This is a genomic window from Streptomyces sp. NPDC002935 (assembly GCF_040611295.1).
In the GTDB taxonomy this organism is placed as follows: domain Bacteria; phylum Actinomycetota; class Actinomycetes; order Streptomycetales; family Streptomycetaceae; genus Streptomyces.
The window spans coordinates 284,350-304,354 of sequence record NZ_JBEXNW010000009.1 but is presented as its reverse complement, the minus strand read 5'-3'; the positions used below and the strand labels follow the sequence as shown (position 1 = coordinate 304,354).

Genomic DNA, 20,005 nt, shown 5'->3' with positions numbered 1-20,005 from the left:
CTAGCGAACTGTTGCTGTAGATATTCACATCCTGGCTCTTTGAATAGAGCTAGTCAATAGCTGCACGGCCCCGCGCGCCCTCCGCCCGGATGTTTGGCTGGGATGTATGGGCGCAGACATGGACAGGGCAGGGGATCCGGCGGGCGACGGGGCGAGTGGGGCTGCGATGTCTTCGGCAGGGACTTCGGGCGCGCCTTCGGGCGGCACGGCAGCGAACGGGGGCGGGGGGACGGACCGGGACGGGACGAGGAACGGGGGCGGGGGGACGGACGGGGACGCGACCAGGGGGAACGACGGCCGGACGACGGGCGGGGGCCGCACGACGGACGGGGGTGAGACCGAGGCGACGGGCCGCGGGACGTCGGACGGGAGCCGGCCGACGGACAGGGACCGGCCGACCGGTCGGGGCCGGAACCGGACGACGGACGCGGCCACGGGGGCGGGGACGGGGACGGGCGGCGGCGAGCCGGACTCCGAGCGGGTCTCCCGGCGTGACGATGCCGTGCGTGCCGCCGTGGAACAGGGCCTCCTCACACCCGGACACCCCATCGTCGCCCTCCTCGACGTCCCCGGCATCCGGACCTCGGCCGCCGCGCTGCGTGCCGCCTTCGACGCGGTGACCGCCCCCGGCGCTCCCGTGCTGCACGCCTTCGCGGTGAAGGCGACGCCTCTCGTGCCCGTACTGCGGCTGCTGCGCGAGCAGGGCATCGGCGCGGAGGTGGCGAGCCCCGGAGAGCTCGCGCTGGCCCGGGCGGCCGGGATGCCGCCCGCGTGGACCGTGCTCGACTCGCCCGCCAAGACGCCCGCCGAACTGCGCGAGGCGCTGGCCCTGGGCGTCGCGGTCAACGCGGACAATCCGCAGGAGCTGGACCGCATCGACGCCATCGTGAGCTCGGCGGCCACCGGCTCCCCCATCGGGCTCCGGGTGAACCCGCAGGTCGGCGGGGGATCGATCGAGGCGCTGTCCACGGCCACGGGGACCTCCAAGTTCGGGGTCGCGCTGCGGGACGAGGGAGCCCGCGCGTGGATCGTGCGGGCCTACACCGACCGCCCCTGGCTGACCCGGCTGCACGCGCACTCGGGCTCGCAGGGCATGCCGCTCTCCCTGATGGCGCAGGGCGTGGCGGAGACGTACGCCCTGGCGGAGGAGATCAACCGGCACGTCGGGCGGCGGCAGGTCGACACGATCGACATCGGCGGAGGCCTGCCGGTCGACTTCGGCTCCGACGCGACGGCCCCGACGTACGCGCAGTACGCGCGGCTGCTCGCCGAGGTGGTGCCGGGACTGTTCGACGGGCGGTACGGGCTGGTCACCGAGTTCGGGCGGTCACTGCTCGCCAAGCACGGGACGGTGCTGGCCCGGGTCGAGTACGCGAAGTGGGCCGGGGGCCGGGCGGTCGCGGTCACCCACGCCGGGGTGCAGGTGGCGGCCCGCACGGTGTACGCGCCTGGGTCCTGGCCGCTGCGGATCGCCGCGTACGACGCGAAGGGCCGCCCCAGGACCGGACCGGACGTCGTCCAGGACGTCGCGGGCCCCGCCTGCTTCGCGGGCGACCTGCTCGCGCGGGGCCGCGCGCTGCCGCTGCTCGAACAGGGCGACCATGTGGCCGCGCTGGACACCGGCGCGTACTACTTCGCCCACCACTACGCCTACAACTCCCTCGCCCGCCCCGGCATCTACGGCTTCGCACCGGCCGGCGACGGCGCGGGCGGCGTGCGCTTCGCGGTCGTGCGGGAGCCGCAGACCCTCGACGAGATCGTCGCGGAGTCGGGCGGCGCGCACGGGCCCTCGCTCACCACGCTGTAGCCGCCACCCGCGCTCCCGCCACAGCCACCACCCGCCCCCCAGGCAGGGACACAGACCGGGCGGGCGCGCGCCGGGGATGAGCGGCCAGCCGTGCCAGGGGCGGCGGGCGCACCCCACACCGCGGGCGCCCCGGCCCACTCGCGAGCGCCCCTGCCGCGCTCCTCAGGGCACCACAAACCGGCCATCCGGGGTTTCAAGAGGCCGGAGAATGTGGCCAGTTGACCCACCTTAGTCATCGCGGGCATGTTCCACAGGAAAATGCCCGATCACTCCCTTCCCGTGCGCACAGTGCGTAACTTCTTCGTCACTCGGCCGAACCCTTGGCGGGAGGGGAGACACGGTGCCTGGAATCGACGAGTGCCTGCTGGAAGCCATGACACTGCCCGGTGCGCGGGGTGCCTCGGTGGTCGACTGGACCAGCGGCCTGGCCCTGGGCACGGTGGGCGACGCACCGGGCGACGACCACGAGACGACCGCTGCCGAGGCCGCCGAGCTGGCCCGGCTCGCAGCGGAGAACCGCTCGTTCGCCCCGAAGGACGGCTCCGACTGGTCCGAGTGGTCGGACCAGGAGACCCCGATCGAGGACCTGATCATCAGCAACCGCGACAGCTATCACGTCCTGCGGTTCGTACGGACCACCTTCGACAGCAGCGTGTTCCTGCACCTGTGGCTGGCCCGCGCGGACGGCAATCTCGCCCTGGCACGCATCCGGCTCGGCGAGATGGCCGGACGGCTGGTGCTCGTATGACCACGGTCAGGACACCTCCCCCACCCCGGCTCCCGGTGCGGGACAGAGCACCGAGCGCCGCCGCCGGCGGCGTCTCGCCGATGCTCAGCCGGCTCGCGGAGGAGCGGGCCACCGGCGTCCTCATCCGCGAGCGCGGCACCCTCTACCTCGCCGACGGCGAGGTGGTGCACGCCGAGAGTCCGGCAACCCCCGGACTCGACGTGCTGTTCTCCGTCCGCGGGGTGCTGGACGCCGAGGTGTGGCGGGAGGCGGTCGCCGCGGCCGGGGCGCGCCGCCGGGTCGGCCGGTTCCTGATCGACAGCGGGCGGATAGCGGAGGGCGCGCTGGAGCTGTGCCACCTCGGCTCGCTGTACGACGCGGCGTACTTCGTGCTCGGACCGAGCAGCACCCCGAGCCGCTTCCGGTACGGCGCCGCCCACTGGCTCGGCCCGCTCCGCCCCGTCACCGTGGCCGCGCTGGAGCGCGAGACGGTGCGCCGGCGCGAGCTGCTGCACCGCATATGGCCCGACCCGGCGACCGACACCGCGCCGCTTCGGCGCGCCCTGCTCGCCGCGGGCCCGACGGTTCCGCTGCGCCAGGAGGCCGTCCTCGGCCGGGTGGACGGCGTCCGCACGGCGGCGGACGTCTCCCTCGCGCTGGGGCGGCCCGCCTTTCACACGCTTGTCGATCTGCGGCGACTCGCCGCCGCCGGACTCGTGACGGCCGCGCCCGCACCGCAGCCGCTTCCCGCGCCCAGCGTGCTCACCCAAACCTCCACCGATCCCGACGTCGCGCTGCTGCGACGACTCAGAGACGCACTGGAGGCCTTGTGAGTCCCAACCCGCGGGAGGCCTTGTGATCCGCGCGCTACGACAGCGTGCCGGGAGGAGACTGCTGATGGCGGCGGAGCCCGAAGTCCTAGACGAACTCCATCGGTTGAGGGCCCGTGTGCCCCAGCTGACCGGAGCGCTCGCGGCCAGCGCCGACGGTCTCGTCCTCGCCCACGACACGCCCGGCGTGGAGCCGGACGGCCTGGCCGCGCTCACCGCGGCGGCGCTCGGGGTCGCCATACGGATGGCCGAGGCGACCGGGCACGGCGACCTGCGAGAGCTGCTGGTGCGCGGTGCGCACGGCTATGTGGCGACCTACGCGGCGGGCGGCTCCGCCGTGCTGACGCTGCTCGCCCAGGACCGGGTGAATGTCGGCCGGCTGCACCTGGAGGGGCGCCGTTCCGGCACCCGGATCGGCGAGCTCGTCGACGCCGCCACGGCGCGCGGCGAGCCGGCCGCCGAACCGGCCAAGACGCCCGCGAAGACCTCGCCGGGCACTTCGCGCACGCGCACGGCGCGCGGCACCACAGCCGCGCGCACCACCTCGACCCCTGCCACCAACCACCCGAGCACATCAGAGAGTTGAAGGAGCACCACACCATGACGAACACCGAGACCGCGCTCAAAGAGGCACTGGCGTCCATCGAGGGCGCGACCGGTGCCGCCCTCGTCGACTACACCAGTGGAATGGCGCTGGGCACGATCGGCGGCAGCAAGAGCTTCGACCTCACCGTCGCGGCGGCCGGCAACACCGACGTCGTCCGCGCCAAGCTCCGCACCATGGAGCACCTGGGGCTGAAGGGCGATATCGAGGACATCCTGATCACGCTCTCCGACCAGTACCACCTGATCCGGCTGATCAAGGGGCGTGGCGGAAACGGCCTCTTCCTGTACCTGGTGCTCGACCTCAAGCGCGCCAACCTGGCCATGGCCCGCCACCAGCTGAAGAGGATCGAGGCCGACCTGGAGGTCTAGTTCCCGCTCGGTCAGCGACGCCGTGCCCCGCCGGGCGCGGCGTCGCCCGCCGCCACTCCGGTGGCCCGGACGGCCCGGACCGGCTTGCCCGCGGGGGCACCGGCACGCGCGCCGAGCCAGTCGACGCGCACCCAGATCAACGCCTGCTCGGCACGTTCGAGGCGCCCGAGCCGGCCGGCCTTCAGCCACAGTCCGACACCCGCGCCGGCGAGCAGCATGCCGCCCGCCGCGGGCACGGCGAACGAGCTGCCCAGCGCGGCGGCGAAGCCGAGGAGGAGCCACCAGCGGTGGCCCCGGCGCCAGTTGCGAAGCGTCACGGCACGGTCCTGGAGCACATCGTGCTTACCGGCGCGGACGGCGGAGCGGACCAGGGCGGTGTACCGCTTCCTGCGCCAGGACGCCACCACGGCCGCCGCGACGAGAAACAGCGCGGCCCCCGCCAGGACGCCGATCCTGCGCCCGGTCAGTCCCGGGACCGACACCCCGATTCCAGCAGCGAACACCCCGCACCACCACAGCGGTGCGGCTCCGGCCCGCACCACGACGGCCACTCGGGCCAAGCCCTGTCCTCCGCGTGCCACGATCTGCCTCCCGTCTCAGCGCCTTCGCGTCCACGGGCGCGTCGCCGACCGCCGCCGCGCCCGTGTGTCTTTGGGCGCGCAGGCTAGCCAGGGAAGGTGAGACGAGTCTGAGAAACGCCGGAATTGCCGCCCGGTCGCCTACTCCACGAACAGTCCCCGTACGGCGGCCCGCGCGTCGAACTGCTCCAGCCGGGCCTGCGCGTCCGGCAGGTCGTCGCACATGGCCTCCAGCAGAACGCGGCCCAGCAGCATCGGCGCGCAGGCCGTGTCGAAGGCGAGGCCGGTGCCGACTGCGGCGGGAAGCAGCAGGTCGGACACCTTCGCGACCGGCGCGAACGCGGAGTCCGCGACCGTGACGACGGTCAGTCCGGCCTCCTTCGCGTAGCCGAGGGCGTCGACGACCTCGCGCGGGTGCCGGGGCAGCGCGAAGCACAGCAGAGCCGTGGCCCCGGCCCGGACGGCCGCGTCGATGCGGTCCTGGAGCATCGTGCCGCCCTCGTGCAGCAGCCGTACATCGGGGTGGACCTTGGCGGCGAAGTAGGCGAAGCCGTAGGCCTGGGAGGCGGCGGCGCGCAGCCCGAGGACGGGCAGCGGACGGGACGCGGCCAGCAGGCGCCCGGCCCTGGCGACCGGGCGTGGATCGGCGAGGACCGCCGCGAGGTGGCGCAGGTTCTCGATCTCGGCCTCGACGGCCTGCTGGTACTCGTTGTACGAGGCGGTGTCGGTGGCCGGTTCGGCGGGCGCGACCTCGCGCAGGTGCTTGCGCAGCGCCGGGTAGCCGTCGAAGCCGAGGGCGACCGCGAAGCGGGTGACGGAGGGCTGGCTGACTCCGGCGAGTTCGGCGAGTTCGACACTGGACAGGAACGGCACGTCGGCGGCGCGCCGCACCATGCTGTGGGCGATACGCCGCTGGGTCGGGGTGAGCCGGCGCCCCTCGAAGAGTGCCTGGAGGCGCCCGGCGGGACTGTCGCTCATACCCGTGTCGCTCTCCACGCCGACGCCCCCGTGCGCGCCGCTGTCCCCGTCCGCGTCCCTGTCCACGTTCATGTCCCTGTCCACGTCTGCGCTTCCGCCCCCGTTCCTGCTTCCGCCCCCGTTCCTTCCACTGCCCCCGTTCGCGTCCCTGCCCGCGCTCATGACGTACTCCCCCTCCAGATGTCCGTGAACCGGTCGAGCAGTGCGGCGGCCGCCGTCACGTCGTCCGTGAGCGGCCGGTCGGCCTGCTCCGCGTCGAGAACCGCCTCGGCCAGTTCCAGTGCGCGCCCGGTCGGCAGCTCCGGGTCGGGCCGCAGGTCGCGCTGGCGCAGTGCCCGTACCGCGGCGACCAGTTCGCAGCCGACGACGAGACGGTACGCACCGCACGCCCGCAGCGTCTGGCGTGCGGCGAGCGAGGCGAAGCTCGCCTGTTCCTCGACGCCCCGGGAGAGTACAGCGTGGCCGAGCGAAGCGGGCGCGGAGAAGGCCCGCAGGTCACCGAGTGCGGCACCGGCGGCGTACTCCAGGATCATCACGCCGGAGGACGCCGGCTCGTGGTCGGCGAGGAAGGGGCGCAGCCGCGTGTAGGCGGGTTCGTTGAGGGTGGACAGGCGCGAGGTGGACAGGCGTGCCACCTGGGTGACGGCGAGCCTGAAGTGGTCCAGGGCGAGCGCGAGTTGGGCCTGGTAGAAGCCGCCGTGGTGGTAGGCGGCCATGTCCTCGGGGGAGATGAGGGGGTTCTCGGCGGCGGCGTTGATCTCCACCGCGAGGACCGCCTCCAGGGCGTCGGCCGCGTCGTGCGCGGGGCCGTGTATCTGCGGGAGGCAGCGGAAGCCGTACGGGTCCTGGATCCGTCCGAGCGGTGGGGTGGGCCGGTCCGCGGCGCCGATCAACTCCCGCATCCGGCGTGCCACTTCGACGGATCCCCGGTGTGGCCGGGCGGCGTGCACGGGCGCCGCGTACGCCTCGTGGGACCCGTCGACCGCCAGCAGCGACAGGGCCGCGACGACCTGTGTGGCGCCGATCAGCGCGCGCAGTTCGTGCAGGGCGAGCGCGGCCTGCCCGAGGGTGAGCGCGTTGCTGCTGATGAGCGCGAGCGCGTCGTTGTTGTCGAGCGACTGTGCTTCGGGCGCCACGCACCCGCCGGGCCGCGCACCCGGCCGCCCGCCACCCGGCACCGCCGAGCCGTCCGGCCCCCGCCACGGGTGCTCACCCGCGAGGGCCAGGCCGACCTGGGCCAGTGCGGCGATGTCTCCCGTGCCGACCGAGCCGAACTCGTTGACGACCGGGTGGGCGCCGTTCTCCAGCGCCTCGCAGAGCGCCGTCACGACGGTGGGCCGCAGTCCCGCGCCGCCCGCCAGGAGCTGGTTCGCGCGGACGGCGAGCATCGCGCGGACCTGGCGGGCGGGCAGTTCCTCGCCGATGGCGCCGGCATGGCTGCGCAGCAGGCGCAGTCCGTGGTCGGCGGCCGCCTCGGTCGGCACGTCCTCGTTCCGGTTCGCGCCGACGCCGGTGGAACGGCCGTAGACGCGGCCGGTGGCGGCGATCTGCCGGGCGGCGCACCACGACTCCTCGACCCGCTTCATCGCATCGGTGCCGGGAACCGGCCGCGCGGCCCCGTCGGCGAGCCGTACGACGTCGTCGACACCGGTGCCGCGACCGTCCAGGACCACGAGAGCGAGGTTCGCCGGAGGAGTCACCGCACGCGCCGGGTCCACGATCCGAGACGACACCACGGGCACCCCCTTCTCGGTCTATTCAGGTACTGAGAACTCTGCATGACGATATGCAGGCCGGGCAAGGGACGCCTGTCCGGGGGTTCGGCCCAGCCGCAACAGGGGGGCTATCCCCAGTGCCGCGCGGGCCCCGGCTGCCTAACGTGAAGGACATGACCGGTATGGGAGCCCGCCACGGCGATGCCGAACTGAAGAAGGAACTCGACGCCACCCTGCACGCGCGCAGGGAACTCGGCGACGAGTACGAGTCCGCGCTGGTCGACTCGTTCCTGGAGAAGGTCGAGCAGCGCCTCGACGGCGCGGTCGACCGCCGGGTGCGGCGCCAGCTCGCCGAACAGCAGATGGTGGTGGCGCGCGGCACGCGTTCACCCCAGTCGTCCGACTCCTGGGGCGAGCGTTTCGGCTTCGGGATCGTCTCGCTCGTCCTCGCGATCCCGCTGTCCGCGATCGGCGGCGGAGTCGCGCACCTGCCCGGACTGCTCGTCGCCTGGGCCGGCATCGTCGGCGTGAACGTGGTCCAGGCCGCACGTCTCTCCCCGGACCTCTTCCGCCGCCGCAAGGCCCGGCCGGAGTCGGACTGGGAGGAGTAGCGGACCGACCGCACGGGGAACGCGCGCCACGCGGACAAGGACGTACGACGACGAAAGGGGCCGTCGTCCCGCCCCCCACCGACGCGCGAAGGAAACCGGCGCCGACGCACGACGCACGAAAGGGCCCGGCACTTGGGACAAGTGCCGGGCCCTTCGACGTGTTGCGCGGGGACCGCCGCACCCCCGTTGCCGGGGGGCGGGACGACGGCGGTCCCCGCGAGGGACGCGGGCCGGGTCAGGACCGGGCTTGCGCGTCCTAGGCGTCCATGGAGGTCCGGGAGCCGCTCCGGAGGTCCTTGGCGCCGTTTTGGCGTCGGTCTGGGCGGGGAGCCGCTCCCGCCCTGCCGACACCCACCAATGTGCCGGACCCGTGTTAAGCGGGTGCTGCGCGGACGTGACGCGCTCGTACCACTTCCGCGAAGTTCACCCCGGCCGGAGCCGGAAGATCCACCACGGATCCGACACTTCGAACAAATATCCCGCCGAGGGCCCGGACAGCCGAACGTTGTGCGCCCGGCGCCGCCCCCGACCGTCAGCCGTGCGCCCCCGGCCGCCGCCGGGCGCCGCCCCGACCCTCTCCCGGGGCCCTTTCCCGCGGCCCCGGGCAGGCCCCGGCTACGCCCTGGTGCCGCCCTTGGCCAGGAAGGACAGGAGGTCCTGCCGGCTGACGACGCCGGTGGGCTTGCCCTCGACGAGCACGATCGCGGCGTCGGCGCCACCGAGCACGGACATCAGGTCGCCGACCGGCTCACCGGAACCGACCTGCGGCAGCGGCGACGACATGTGTTTCTCCAGCGGGTCCTCCAGGGAGGCCCGCTTGGTGAACAGCGCGTCGAGGAGCTCGCGCTCCACGACCGACCCGATGACCTCGGCGGCCATCACGTCCGGGTGACCGGCGCCCGGCTTGACGATCGGCATCTGGGAGACGCCGTACTCGCGCAGCACCTCGATGGCCTCGCCGACGGTCTCCTCCGGGTGCATGTGGACGAGCGAGGGGATGGAGCCGCCCGCCTTGTCGTTCAGCACATCGGCGACACGGGCGCTCGGGCCGGTGTCCTCCAGGAAGCCGTAGTCGGCCATCCACTCGTCGTTGAAGATCTTGCTGAGGTAGCCGCGCCCGCTGTCGGGGAGCAGCACGACGACGACGTCGTCGGGGCCGAGACGCTCGGCGACCCGCAGCGCGGCGACCACGGCCATGCCGCAGGAGCCGCCGACGAGCAGCCCCTCCTCCTTGGCCAGCCGACGGGTCATCTGGAAGGAGTCCTTGTCGGACACGGCGACGATCTCGTCGGCGACCGTACGGTCGTACGCGGTCGGCCAGAAGTCCTCACCGACGCCCTCGACGAGGTAGGGCCGGCCGGAGCCGCCCGAGTACACGGACCCCTCGGGATCGGCGCCGACGACCTGCACCTTGCCGTCGCTGGCGTCCTTCAGATACCGGCCGGTACCGGAGATCGTGCCGCCGGTCCCCACACCCGCGACGAAGTGGGTGATCTTCCCCTCCGTCTGCTCCCACAGCTCGGGGCCGGTCGAGTGATAGTGCGAGAGGGGGTTGTTCGCGTTGGAGTACTGGTCGGGCTTCCAGGCTCCCGGGGTCTCCCGCACCAGCCGGTCGGAGACGTTGTAGTACGAGTCCGGGTGCTCGGGGTCGACGGCGGTGGGGCAGACCACGACCTCGGCCCCGTACGCGCGCAGCACGTTGATCTTGTCGGTGGAGACCTTGTCGGGGCACACGAAGATGCACTTGTACCCCTTCTGCTGCGCCACGATGGCGAGCCCGACACCGGTGTTGCCACTGGTCGGCTCGACGATCGTGCCGCCGGGCTTGAGGGCGCCGCTCTCCTCCGCGGCCTCGATCATGCGCAGGGCGATGCGGTCCTTAACGGATCCGCCGGGGTTGAAGTACTCAACCTTCGCCAGGACGGTCGCCTGGATGCCCGCGGTCACGTTGTTGAGCCTCACCAACGGGGTGTTGCCGACGAGGCTGATCATCGAGTCGTGGAATTGCACCGTTGTCTCCGGAGCTGCGTTTTCAACAGGAATGGTCCCGTCAGCCTACGGCCCCGCGCAGTCGTTCACGCGCCGTTGAGATTGGCCCACCTGCTCTTCGGGGCAAGCAGTGGTTGTACGGCTACAAGGAGGTGGCGGCGACGGATGTCGAGCTTGTCGAGGGCGAGGGTGGCCCGGCGGATCGCTGCGGGCGCGGCGTACGGCGGCGGCGGGGTCGGGCTGGTGGGCGCGGCGGCCGTCGGTCTGGTGCTGGCCGAGGTGCAGCTGGCGAAGCGGCATGTGGGCAACGGGCACGCCCCCTACGCCCCGCGCGCGGACGGACTCTACGGGTACGACTACGCCGGTGCCTCCCCTGACGAACCGCCGCTGCGGCTGACGATGCTCGGCGACTCCACGGCCGCGGGCCAGGGGGTGCGCCGGGCACGCCAGACGCCGGGGGCGCTGCTGGCCTCGGGGCTCGCGGCGGTGGCCGAGCGGCCGGTGGAGCTGTGCAACGTGGCGCTGCCCGGCGCCCAGTCGGACGACCTGGACCGCCAGGTCGCGCTCGCCGTCTCGGAGAACTCCCGGCTGCCCGACGTCTGCGTGATCATGATCGGCGCGAACGACGTGACGCACCGGATGCCGCCGACGCGCTCCGTACGTCACCTGTCGGCGGCGGTACGCCGGCTGCGCACGGCCGGTGCGGAGGTCGTCGTCGGCACCTGTCCCGACCTGGGCACGGTCGAGCAGGTCCAGCAGCCGCTGCGCTGGCTGGCCCGTCGCGCGTCCCGCCAGCTGGCCGCCGCGCAGACCATCGGAACGGTCGAGCAGGGCGGCCGTACGGTGTCGCTGGGCGACCTGCTGGGACCGGAGTTCGCGGCGAACCCGCGCGAGCTCTTCGGCCCCGACCACTACCACCCCTCGGCCGAGGGGTACGCCACGGCGGCCATGGCGCTCCTGCCCACGGTCTGCGCGGCCCTCAACCTCTGGCCGGCCGAGGAGGAGCGCCCGGACGTCTCGCGTCACGAGGGGTTCCTGCCGGTCGCCCGTGCGGCCGCCGAGGCCGCCTCCGAGCCCGGCACCGAGGTCGCCGCCGCCATGCCCACGGGCCCCCGGGGCCCCTGGGCCCTCCTCAAACGCCGCCGCCGCCAACGCCTCCCCGCCACAGACCCCGCCCCGACCCCGTCCCCTTGACTCCCCGGGGACGGTTCCCGGGTGCGGGTGCGTGGGGGCTGGTCGCGCAATTCCCCGCGCCCCTAGGTATCTCAACCGGGCCGGCGAAAGAGCAGCTCCCTCCGCCGCCCGGGGAGCGAGGCAGGATCCAACCCCTCCGCCGCCCGGGGAGCGGGGTCAGAATCCAGCCCCTCCGGCGTTTGAGGAGCGGGGTCTGGGGCAGAGCCCCAGGAGGCCCAGCCCAGAGGGGGCCACCCCCTCACACCGCCCCGCCTCAAGGGACCCTCCACCCAAGGCGCCCCCGCCAGCAAAAAGCAAGCGCTTAGAAAAGTGCGGCCGGTGTCACACACCAAGACCGGTGACCTGGCCGGTACGTACGGGTAACTTCCCAACCAGCCCTGCACACTTCCCGTACGCCAATGGAGCCGTGATGCCCGAAGCCGTGATCGTCTCAGCCACCCGCTCCCCGATCGGCCGCGCCTTCAAGGGCTCTCTGAAGGACGTGCGCCCCGACGACCTGACCGCCACGATCATCGAGGCCGCCCTCGCCAAGGTCCCCGAGCTGGACCCGAGGGACATCGACGACCTGATGCTCGGCTGCGGCCTCCCCGGCGGCGAGCAGGGCCACAACCTCGGCCGCATCGTGGCCGTGCAGATGGGAATGGACCACCTCCCGGGCTGCACCATCACCCGTTACTGTTCCTCCTCGCTGCAGACCTCCCGCATGGCTCTGCACGCCATCAAGGCGGGCGAGGGCGACGTCTTCATCTCGGCGGGCGTCGAGATGGTGTCGCGGTCGATCAAGGGCACCTCCGACGGGATGCCCGACACCCACAACCCCTTCTTCGCCGAGGCCGAGGCCCGTACGGTCGAGGTCGCGCAGTCGGAGGGTTCGACCTGGCACGACCCGCGCGAGGACGGCCTGATCCCGGACGCGTACATCGCGATGGGCCAGACCGCCGAGAACCTGGCCCGCCTCAAGGGCGTCACCCGCCAGGACATGGACGAGTTCGGTGTGCGCTCGCAGAACCTCGCCGAGGAAGCCATCAAGAACGGCTTCTGGGAGCGCGAGATCACCCCGATCACCACCCCGGACGGGACGGTCGTCAGCAAGGACGACGGCCCGCGCGCGGGTGTGACGCTGGAGGGCGTCCAGGGCCTCAAGCCGGTCTTCCGCCCCGACGGCATGGTCACCGCGGCCAACTGCTGCCCGCTGAACGACGGCGCCGCCGCCCTCGTGATCATGTCCGACACGAAGGCCCGCGAGCTCGGCCTGACCCCGCTCGCCCGCATCGTCTCGACCGGCGTCACCGGCCTGTCCCCCGAGATCATGGGCCTCGGCCCGGTGGAGGCCAGCAAGCAGGCGCTGCGCCGCGCCGGCCTCACCGTGGACGACATCGACCTGTTCGAGATCAACGAGGCCTTCGCCGCCCAGGTGATCCCGAGCTACCGCGACCTGAACATCCCGCTGGACAAGCTGAACGTGAACGGCGGCGCCATCGCCGTCGGCCACCCCTTCGGCATGACCGGCGCCCGCATCACCGGCACGCTGATCAACAGCCTCCAGTTCCACGACAAGCAGTTCGGCCTGGAGACCATGTGCGTCGGCGGCGGCCAGGGCATGGCGATGGTCATCGAGCGCCTCAGCTGAACACGGTGACCCCGTTCCCGTAACGGGAGTTGAACCCACCGTGACCGAATCGGCCCAGAAGCCCGTAACCACCGGGCCTCTGGGCCGATTTGTGATCCAATCCCATCCAAGATGTGACCTATGTCCCTTCGAAAGGGCATTCGCGCAGGTCAGAGTGGTTGCGCAGCTAAACCCCAGGCCCAAAGTCCTGTCCTATTCGTGACGTTACGCACTGACAGTTTGATGGTTCTCCCTTCAAGCTGATGTAGGAAGTCGGGGGCCGACTTTGAACCGGGAGTACGTCAGTGAGCGCTATGCCGATTGCTTTGCTGCTCACCACCGCCGCCACCGCGGCCGTGGGCGTCGCCGTTCTGCACACCGTGCAGGGCCTGCGTCGGCAGGTCGCAGCCCTGCACAGTGAACTCGCCGAGAGCCGCGCCAATGCCGCGCGAGGTCTCGTGCCCGCGGCGCGCGGAGCCGCCGACGCGGACGAGATACGCATGGCGGTGGCCGAGGCGCTCGCCGAGGAGCGGGAGCGGGAGCTCGCCGAGGCGCGGGCCTTCTGGGCCGCCCAGGAGGCGCGTGACGCCTCCGACGCACCGTCGCTGCTCGGACTCCCGGACAGCGAACTGTTCCTGCCGCGTCACTCGGACTTCGTGGGCCTGGAGCACCTGGAGCCGGTGGCCGAGGCGCTCGCCGAGCCGGACGTCGAGGAGTTCCTCCAGACCGGCACCGTCGGCGATTCCCCCGAACTCGCCGCGGCCCGCCGCCGGCACCCCTCGCACCCGGACTTCGTCCCCGTCCAGTCACCCGTGGTCAACGACCACGAACGCACGGTGGCCTGCCTGGAGGAGCTCGCCGAGTCCCGCACGGAGCTGGCGGACGTCCGCCCCGGCCCGCTCGGCACTCTCGACGTCTACGTCTTCGCCGACGGTACGACCCTGTGCATGACCCCGGGCCACCGCGAGACCGCGGAGCGGCTCGCCACGGCTCTGCACGCCGGCGAGACGCCCGTCCTGCTCGGTGGCTCCGGTGTCTCCGGCGCGTACGCGCTGACCTTCGCCTTCGGCGAGGAGAACGTCTACATCCTGGCGGACCGCGTCATAGCGTCGCTGTAACCCTCAGTGCATCGCCGTGTGCCCCTCGGGGTGGCGCAGTGAACCGCGGCGAACCGCCCCGAAGCGGCAGGTCAACGTGCCGAAGGGGCCGGGCGACCCGCGCCGGAGTCGATCGACGGATCAGACCCCGGCGCGTTTCTGTGCCTCCGCCACGAGCGTGACGGCTTCGGCCAATTCCTCCTCGTCCTTCAGTACGAGTGCCAAGTCATGTGCGGCGACAGTGACTTGATCGGCGGCAGCGAACATCCCGGCGTCGGGCATCTCCCGGGGCTCCCCCGACGGGTCCTCGACCCGCTGGGTGCGCAGCGCGAACTCCCTGGCCAGCCCTAGTGCCTCAGCCGCGGCACCTCGTTGCAGGCGGCTCTGCGGTGCGGCCCGCAACCGGTCGGCGAAGTGGTCCACGGCACGGGTCAACGGCGTCGTATCCAGCACGCCGCGAGACTACGCGCAGCGGCGGGACTGTTGCCAACAACCCAACCCTCAGGCACGGTGGCGTGAAGGACCGGCTTACATCCCCTTTGCGTTCGGAGGCGCCGATGTCCCAAGTCTTCTCCGAGGAGACCCATCGCAACCTGCTCGCCCGCATCCCCCATTGCACCGGTCGTGAGATCTCCGACTGGCTTCGCACCGTCGACGAAGGACCCGCCCTCTTCCGCTTCGAGGAGAAGGTCAGCTGGCTCCGCGCCGAACACGACCTCGCGTACGGCCACGCCAAAGCGATCATTCACGAGTACGACCTGAGGAGGGCCGCGCGCAAACTGCTGTGAGCGCGCACCACCGAGACAACAGGCAGCCGACGACGAAGGGCCCGCGAACCGGTGGTTCGCGGGCCCTTCATGTCGGTTGACGGCCCTGTCCGGCCGTCGGTCCGGCTAGTCGTCGCCGCTGAAGATGGCGACCAGCCGCAGCATCTCGACGTAGATCCACACGAGGGTCATGGTCAGGCCGAACGCGGCCAGCCACGCCTCCTCCTTCGGCGCGCCGTAGGCGATGCCGTCCTCGATCTGCTTGAAGTCGAGGGTCAGGAAGAACGCGCCGATCAGGATCGCCAGGATGCCGACGATCGCGCCCAGGGGGCCGCTGCTGCGCAGTCCGCCGTCCGGGGCGACGCCGAAGGCGACCAGGAGCAGGTTCACCGCCATGACGACGATGAAGGCGATGGCGATGGTCAGGCCGATACGCGCGTACCGCGCCGTGACCCGGATCCAGCCCGCCTTGTAGACGAGCAGGGTGGCACCGGTGACCGCCATGGTGCCGAGCACGGCCTGGAACGGCGCGCCGGACCACTGCGAGTTGTACATCTCGCTGATGACCCCGAGGAAGACACCCTCGAAGGCGGCGTAACCGATGATCAGCGCGGGCGAGGCGGTGCGCTTGAAGGACTGCACCATCGCGAGGACGAAGGCGACCAGCGCGGAGCCGATGGCCAGGCCGTAGCTCGTGCTGGAGACCGGCAGCAGCGCCCAGGCGAGAACGGCGCCGACGACGACGGTGCCGAGCGTCATGGCCGAGCGCATGACGACGTCGTCCATCGTCATCCGGCCGGTGGTGACCGGGGCCTGCGGCGGAACGCCGTACTGAAGGTCCTGCTGTGCGTATGGGTTCTGCGCGTAGGGGTTGCCGCCCTGCTGGGCGTACGGGTTCCCCTGCGTGCCGACAGCGGGTCCCCCGGCCTGCGGCGCCGCGTTGAAGCCCGCGTAGCCGTTGTCGCGGCTGAACCCCCGTCGCGAGAAGACCGGGTTACTGCTCCTCATTTCACTCCTCCATGGCCACCCTCGTGGCCTTGGCTCAAGAGTAATAGGTAGGCAAAGGACTGACCCTAGTGCTTGGGGAGGATCTTTCCCTTGTTGTGCCACCGTACGCGTGTGTCCTCGGGCACGCCCGCACTGGTACGAAGCCGTGACACCGGCTTCCGAGAGCTCTCGTCCCCTCTCAAGCCGCCTTGATCCCTTCTTGTTCCCGTTGTCTCATTCCTGTTCTCCGAGGGGAAAGTCCGTGTACCCCTCCGCGAGGTCCGTCGCGGCCGCCCTGGAGCTCGCGATCCGCTCCAGGCGGGCCAGCCCGACACGGTCCTCGAAGGGGGTGGCGGCGGGGTCGCGGTGCAGCAGGGTCGTCATGTCGTACGAGAACCGCTCGGCCTGCCAGACCCGGCGCAGACAGGTCTCGGAGCAGCTGTCGAGCCGCTCGGCCGATCCGGTGTCCCCGAGGTGGATCAGGGCGCGGGCGAAGGGCACCGACCGACGGCCGGACTACGGGGTTGTTCGATTTCGATCGCGCAGCCCAAAGGGACTCAAGAGACGTTTTGAATTCATTGAGCCAGAATATGCGCGATATACACGCCGCACCGTCTTCCGATCAATCCCGTCGGGTGCCACACTTGAGCTTCGCTAAAGGTGCGGGGAATGCCCAGCGAAAGGAAATCATGCCGATCGAAAAGGGTGCGTTAATCATCGGCGACGGACCGGACATGTATTACATCGAGAACGACAAGCGTCGCCTGGTCCCCGATTACACGACATTGCTGGCACTGGACGCCAGGGGCTGGCCCGCGGTGGAACGCGTGGCGCAGGACGAACTGCTCGGCGTCGAAATCGGACCTCCTATTCCGTCGCTGGCCGACGGAAGCCTGCTCATCGGCACGAACGGCAACTCCTTCCTGGCCCGGGGCGGACGACTCCACGCCGTCCCCGACGCCGCCACACTCGCGCTCTACCCGCGACACCGCGCTTCCCCACTGAGGCCCGAGGACATCCATCTGTTCGACCCGGTCCTGGGGAACCCCCTGACCAGCGTCCACGATGCCGGCGCCGACGCGCTCGCCATAGACGCGTACATCCGCTCCCTCGCTCCACTGCCGCACCAGGACGACACCGACGATCGAGGCCCCGTGGTCAAGCGGCCGGGCGTCACCGAGGTGGACGGCGTGGCGGTCGAGGTGTCGGAGCAGCGGATTCATATGTCCCGGCAGGTCGCCGACTTTGTGGAGATCAGCCCGATTCCGGACGTCATGTGGGCCGGTGCGCTGGTCACGGGCGCTTCCGTGGGCCCTGGGGCGCTGGCTCCCATTCCGCTGCGTCGGCATCCCGGAGAGATCACCGTTTCGACGGATCTCACGCTCCCCGCCGTACGTTCACAGTCCCGTCGGCTGAGCGAACCGTCGTTCCGTGAATATCGGGACGCACTCACCGAACTGGTCGCCGGGCTAAATCCTCAGGACGGCGCGGCGGCGATGTCCTTCAGGCTGGAAAAAATAGACACGCTGGAAGAAGCGATGGTCTCTTTCGGCCTCAATCTCAAGGGTTCGGGCTGGGGAGTCGACGCCAAGGCCCGCGTGGACGCACGCCTCAGCCGGAGTTCGACATTCGGACTCTTCACCCAGGCGTACTATCAGGTCGTCTTCGCTCCCGAAGGTTCACCTCCTCGCTTCTTCGCGGACGAGGTGACCCTGGACCACGTGAAAGGCTATTGCGGTCCGGACAATCCACCGTGCTACATCGCCTCCGTGACCTACGGGAGGATGCTGACGTTCCTGGTGGACAGCGAGTCATCCAGCTTCGAGGTCAAGGCGGCGCTCTCCGCCGCCTGGCAGGCAGCCGTCTCCGGCAAGGCGGACCTGGATGCGCGGCACAAGAGCACACTGTCCCGCAGCTCGGTGACCGCGGTCGTCGTGGGCGGTTCGAGCGGCGCCGTCGGAGACGTCATCGGGGACCCGGTCACCAACCTCGTGCCGTGGGTCAAGGGACAGCTCAAAGTGAACAAGGACCTCCCCGCCGCGCCGATTCAGTACACGGTCCGCTATCTGGCCCCTCCGCACAATCTGGTGCGTGTCTCCCGCACCACCGATGTCGTCAAGATCGTCGACGCGAACGTGTACGGCGGACGTGAGCTGGCAGGCACGTACAAGGTCGGCGAAGGGGACGGCAAGGGGCCGGTGGCCACGGGGATCCGCGTGAACCGGGGGGACGAGATCACCTTCACGGCGACCGGATCCGTCTGGGCGGGGTGGCTGTTCATCGGCAGGACCGGCCCGGAGGGTATCGAGGGCCCACCCAAGTCGTGGTACCCGCTTCCGGAAGGAGACGGAGTACGGGGCTCCATGCTGATCGCCGGTTACGACAACACCCATTGGTTCCCCGTCGGCTCGGGCACACGCGTGCACGTACCCGACGAACAGGACGACTCCGAGCTGTGGCTGCGACTCAACGACGACAACATGACCAACGGCAACGGAGACTTCGATGTCACCGTGAGTGTCCGCCGGCGCACGCCCACCATTCCGGCGCTGGCCGATTAGCCTCAGGCAGTTGAGGTTCCGCGGGGCCGACGGTCCATGACCGTCGGCCCCAGGGGTGGTTGCCGCTGACGATGAACGAGAAAGCCCTGCCGCGTGGCCCCACCGGGGCGATCGCGGGCAGGGTGTCGACGGCAACCAGCGGGCCACGCTCGGGTCGCTCCGACTGTGGCCCGCGTCTTGCGTCGCAAGTGCGGGAAGTGCCCGGAACCGGACTTGAACCGGTACGCCCGCGAGGGGCAGCGAGGTTTAAGCTCGCCGTGTCTGCATTCCACCATCCGGGCAGGCCATGGGCTCCGCATCGAGGTTCCGAGCCTATCGGGGTGCGTCCCCCGAACAGCGGGCAGGCGGACCGATGTTGTCTTATTTTATTGACGTCTGAGGGTGCATCAGCACCCGGAACGGGCCATCAGCACTTGCCAACAGCCTTTCGGACGCGCCTGGCCCGTGTACGCGGATTGACGGAATTTCACCGTCCGAACACGGTCGGGAGGAGCTGTGGACGACGTCACCGGCTGACTCCCGGAGAAACGACCGTCCGAAGTGCGATCCCCGAGCCTCCGCACTGGGTCTTTCGCGGCTCGCTACCCGGAGGGTCCTCAGGGGAGCTTCGTCATCCCCAGGTATGACACAACCACTCCCGGTCCGACCGCAGTCTGCCCCCAGAACCGGAACAGCGGCTGACTACATCCCATGGATCGGCACGGACGATGGAACACGACCCCACCAACGTCGTCGTCCCGACAGGAGCACCCTCCCGTGACCACCACTCCCCTCGCCGGTACAAGCACCGCGGTCGCAGCCCGCGCCACGGAACTGTCGAAGGTCTACGGGCAGGGCGAGACCCAGGTGATCGCCCTCGACCGGGTCACCGTCGGGTTCCGTCAGGCCGAGTTCACCGCGATCATGGGCCCCTCCGGGTCAGGCAAGTCCACGCTGATGCACTGCGTGGCGGGGCTGGACACCTTCTCCTCCGGCTCGGTGCGCATCGGCGACACCGAACTCGGCTCCCTGAAGGACAAGCAGCTCACCAAGTTGCGTCGGGACAAGATCGGCTTCATCTTCCAGGCGTTCAACCTGCTGCCGACCCTGACGGCCCTGGAGAACATCACGCTCCCGATGGACATCGCGGGCCGCAAGCCCGACAAGGAGTGGCTGGACACCGTCATCAAGATGATCGGCCTCGCCGACCGTCTGGCCCACCGCCCCTCCCAGCTCTCCGGCGGCCAGCAGCAGCGCGTCGCCGTCGCCCGGGCCCTCGCCTCCCGCCCCGACATCATCTTCGGCGACGAGCCGACCGGAAACCTCGACTCGCGCTCGGGCGCGGAGGTCCTCGGCTTCCTGCGCAACTCCGTACGGGAGCTGGGCCAGACCGTGGTGATGGTGACCCACGACCCGGTGGCCGCCGCCTACGCGGACCGGGTCGTCTTCCTCGCCGACGGACGGATCGTCGACGAGGTGTACGAGCCGACCGCCGACTCCGTCCTGGACCGGATGAAGCAGTTTGACGGCAAGGGCCGCACCAGCTGACACTCCGCCGAACCGCTCACACCGGCACCTCGGCACCCCCGCACCCCCGCACC

Annotated in this window: 18 protein-coding genes, 1 tRNA gene and 1 pseudogene; 12 read left to right on the top strand and 8 right to left on the bottom strand. The window is 70.9% G+C overall.

The window, feature by feature from the left end; translation table 11 throughout:
* Positions 1–502 precede the first annotated feature (502 nt).
* From ABZX90_RS15340 to ABZX90_RS15320, 5 genes are all read left to right on the top strand, one after another.
* Positions 503–1,807, top strand: coding sequence for a diaminopimelate decarboxylase (locus ABZX90_RS15340; RefSeq protein WP_351134400.1), 1,305 nt, complete (start codon positions 503–505; stop codon positions 1,805–1,807).
* A gap of 340 nt (positions 1,808–2,147) precedes the next feature.
* Positions 2,148–2,555, top strand: coding sequence for a hypothetical protein (locus tag ABZX90_RS15335; RefSeq protein WP_351134402.1), 408 nt, complete (start codon positions 2,148–2,150; stop codon positions 2,553–2,555).
* Positions 2,552–3,367: a hypothetical protein gene (locus tag ABZX90_RS15330; protein WP_351134404.1), complete on the top strand. Its 816-nt coding sequence runs from the start codon at positions 2,552–2,554 to the stop codon at positions 3,365–3,367. The genes ABZX90_RS15335 and ABZX90_RS15330 overlap by 4 nt, the downstream gene beginning before the upstream one ends.
* Before the next feature lie 64 nt (positions 3,368–3,431).
* Positions 3,432–3,950: a roadblock/LC7 domain-containing protein gene (locus ABZX90_RS15325; protein WP_351134406.1), complete on the top strand. Its 519-nt coding sequence runs from the start codon at positions 3,432–3,434 to the stop codon at positions 3,948–3,950.
* 14 nt (positions 3,951–3,964) lie between these two features.
* Positions 3,965–4,339 (top strand): hypothetical protein, encoded by a 375-nt coding sequence (locus ABZX90_RS15320; protein ID WP_351134408.1) that lies wholly within the window; start codon positions 3,965–3,967, stop codon positions 4,337–4,339.
* An 11-nt stretch (positions 4,340–4,350) separates the two neighbouring features.
* Here the strand turns inward: ABZX90_RS15320 and ABZX90_RS15315 are convergent, their stop codons facing one another.
* From ABZX90_RS15315 to ABZX90_RS15305, 3 genes are all read right to left on the bottom strand, one after another.
* Positions 4,351–4,920: a hypothetical protein gene (locus ABZX90_RS15315; RefSeq protein WP_355205048.1), complete on the bottom strand. Its 570-nt coding sequence runs from the start codon at positions 4,918–4,920 to the stop codon at positions 4,351–4,353.
* Positions 4,921–5,058: 138 nt separating this feature from the next.
* The gene (locus tag ABZX90_RS15310; RefSeq protein ID WP_355205093.1) at positions 5,059–5,895 is read right to left on the bottom strand and encodes a MurR/RpiR family transcriptional regulator; all 837 of its coding nucleotides are present in this window, start codon (positions 5,893–5,895) and stop codon (positions 5,059–5,061) included.
* Positions 5,896–6,053: 158 nt separating this feature from the next.
* On the bottom strand, positions 6,054–7,628 hold the full coding sequence (locus ABZX90_RS15305) for an aromatic amino acid ammonia-lyase (RefSeq protein ID WP_351134431.1): 1,575 nt from the start codon (positions 7,626–7,628) through the stop codon (positions 6,054–6,056).
* Positions 7,629–7,783: 155 nt separating this feature from the next.
* On the opposite strand from ABZX90_RS15305, the gene ABZX90_RS15300 reads away from it, so the two are divergent.
* Positions 7,784–8,221: a hypothetical protein gene (locus ABZX90_RS15300; RefSeq protein WP_355205046.1), complete on the top strand. Its 438-nt coding sequence runs from the start codon at positions 7,784–7,786 to the stop codon at positions 8,219–8,221.
* A 615-nt stretch (positions 8,222–8,836) separates the two neighbouring features.
* Here ABZX90_RS15300 and ABZX90_RS15295 read toward each other — a convergent pair.
* Positions 8,837–10,231: a cystathionine beta-synthase gene (locus ABZX90_RS15295; RefSeq protein ID WP_351134413.1), complete on the bottom strand. Its 1,395-nt coding sequence runs from the start codon at positions 10,229–10,231 to the stop codon at positions 8,837–8,839.
* Positions 10,232–10,375: 144 nt separating this feature from the next.
* Between ABZX90_RS15295 and ABZX90_RS15290 the strand changes: the two genes are divergently transcribed.
* The 3 genes from ABZX90_RS15290 to ABZX90_RS15280 all read left to right on the top strand — a co-directional run bounded on the left by ABZX90_RS15290 (position 10,376) and on the right by ABZX90_RS15280 (position 14,131).
* On the top strand, positions 10,376–11,404 hold the full coding sequence (locus tag ABZX90_RS15290) for an SGNH/GDSL hydrolase family protein (protein ID WP_351134415.1): 1,029 nt from the start codon (positions 10,376–10,378) through the stop codon (positions 11,402–11,404).
* 409 nt (positions 11,405–11,813) lie between these two features.
* Positions 11,814–13,034, top strand: a complete 1,221-nt coding sequence (locus ABZX90_RS15285; protein ID WP_351134417.1) for an acetyl-CoA C-acetyltransferase — start codon at positions 11,814–11,816, stop codon at positions 13,032–13,034.
* Positions 13,035–13,327: 293 nt separating this feature from the next.
* A complete protein-coding gene (locus tag ABZX90_RS15280; protein WP_355205042.1) occupies positions 13,328–14,131 on the top strand; it encodes a hypothetical protein in 804 nt (267 codons plus the stop codon).
* Positions 14,132–14,251: 120 nt separating this feature from the next.
* Here the strand turns inward: ABZX90_RS15280 and ABZX90_RS15275 are convergent, their stop codons facing one another.
* On the bottom strand, positions 14,252–14,563 hold the full coding sequence (locus ABZX90_RS15275) for a hypothetical protein (RefSeq protein ID WP_351134421.1): 312 nt from the start codon (positions 14,561–14,563) through the stop codon (positions 14,252–14,254).
* Positions 14,564–14,667: 104 nt separating this feature from the next.
* Between ABZX90_RS15275 and ABZX90_RS15270 the strand changes: the two genes are divergently transcribed.
* Complete coding sequence (locus tag ABZX90_RS15270) at positions 14,668–14,898, top strand: DUF4287 domain-containing protein (RefSeq protein ID WP_103550712.1); 231 nt, start codon at positions 14,668–14,670, stop codon at positions 14,896–14,898.
* 105 nt (positions 14,899–15,003) lie between these two features.
* On the opposite strand, the gene ABZX90_RS15265 is transcribed toward ABZX90_RS15270, so the two are convergent.
* Together ABZX90_RS15265 and ABZX90_RS15260 are read right to left on the bottom strand one after the other, a co-directional pair.
* Positions 15,004–15,885 (bottom strand): Bax inhibitor-1/YccA family protein, encoded by an 882-nt coding sequence (locus tag ABZX90_RS15265; RefSeq protein ID WP_351134423.1) that lies wholly within the window; start codon positions 15,883–15,885, stop codon positions 15,004–15,006.
* A 213-nt stretch (positions 15,886–16,098) separates the two neighbouring features.
* Positions 16,099–16,365 (bottom strand): annotated as a pseudogene (locus tag ABZX90_RS15260) (4-hydroxybenzoate 3-monooxygenase); the annotation flags it as partial.
* Positions 16,366–16,388: 23 nt separating this feature from the next.
* Here ABZX90_RS15260 and ABZX90_RS15255 point away from each other — a divergent pair.
* Entirely contained in the window at positions 16,389–18,425 is a 2,037-nt protein-coding gene (locus ABZX90_RS15255; RefSeq protein ID WP_355205037.1) for a thiol-activated cytolysin family protein, read from the top strand.
* A gap of 198 nt (positions 18,426–18,623) precedes the next feature.
* Here ABZX90_RS15255 and ABZX90_RS15250 read toward each other — a convergent pair.
* A tRNA-Leu gene (locus tag ABZX90_RS15250) sits at positions 18,624–18,706 on the bottom strand.
* Positions 18,707–19,181: 475 nt separating this feature from the next.
* On the opposite strand from ABZX90_RS15250, the gene ABZX90_RS15245 reads away from it, so the two are divergent.
* Entirely contained in the window at positions 19,182–19,952 is a 771-nt protein-coding gene (locus ABZX90_RS15245) for an ABC transporter ATP-binding protein (protein ID WP_351134427.1), read from the top strand.
* The last annotated feature ends 53 nt before the right edge of the window (positions 19,953–20,005 follow it).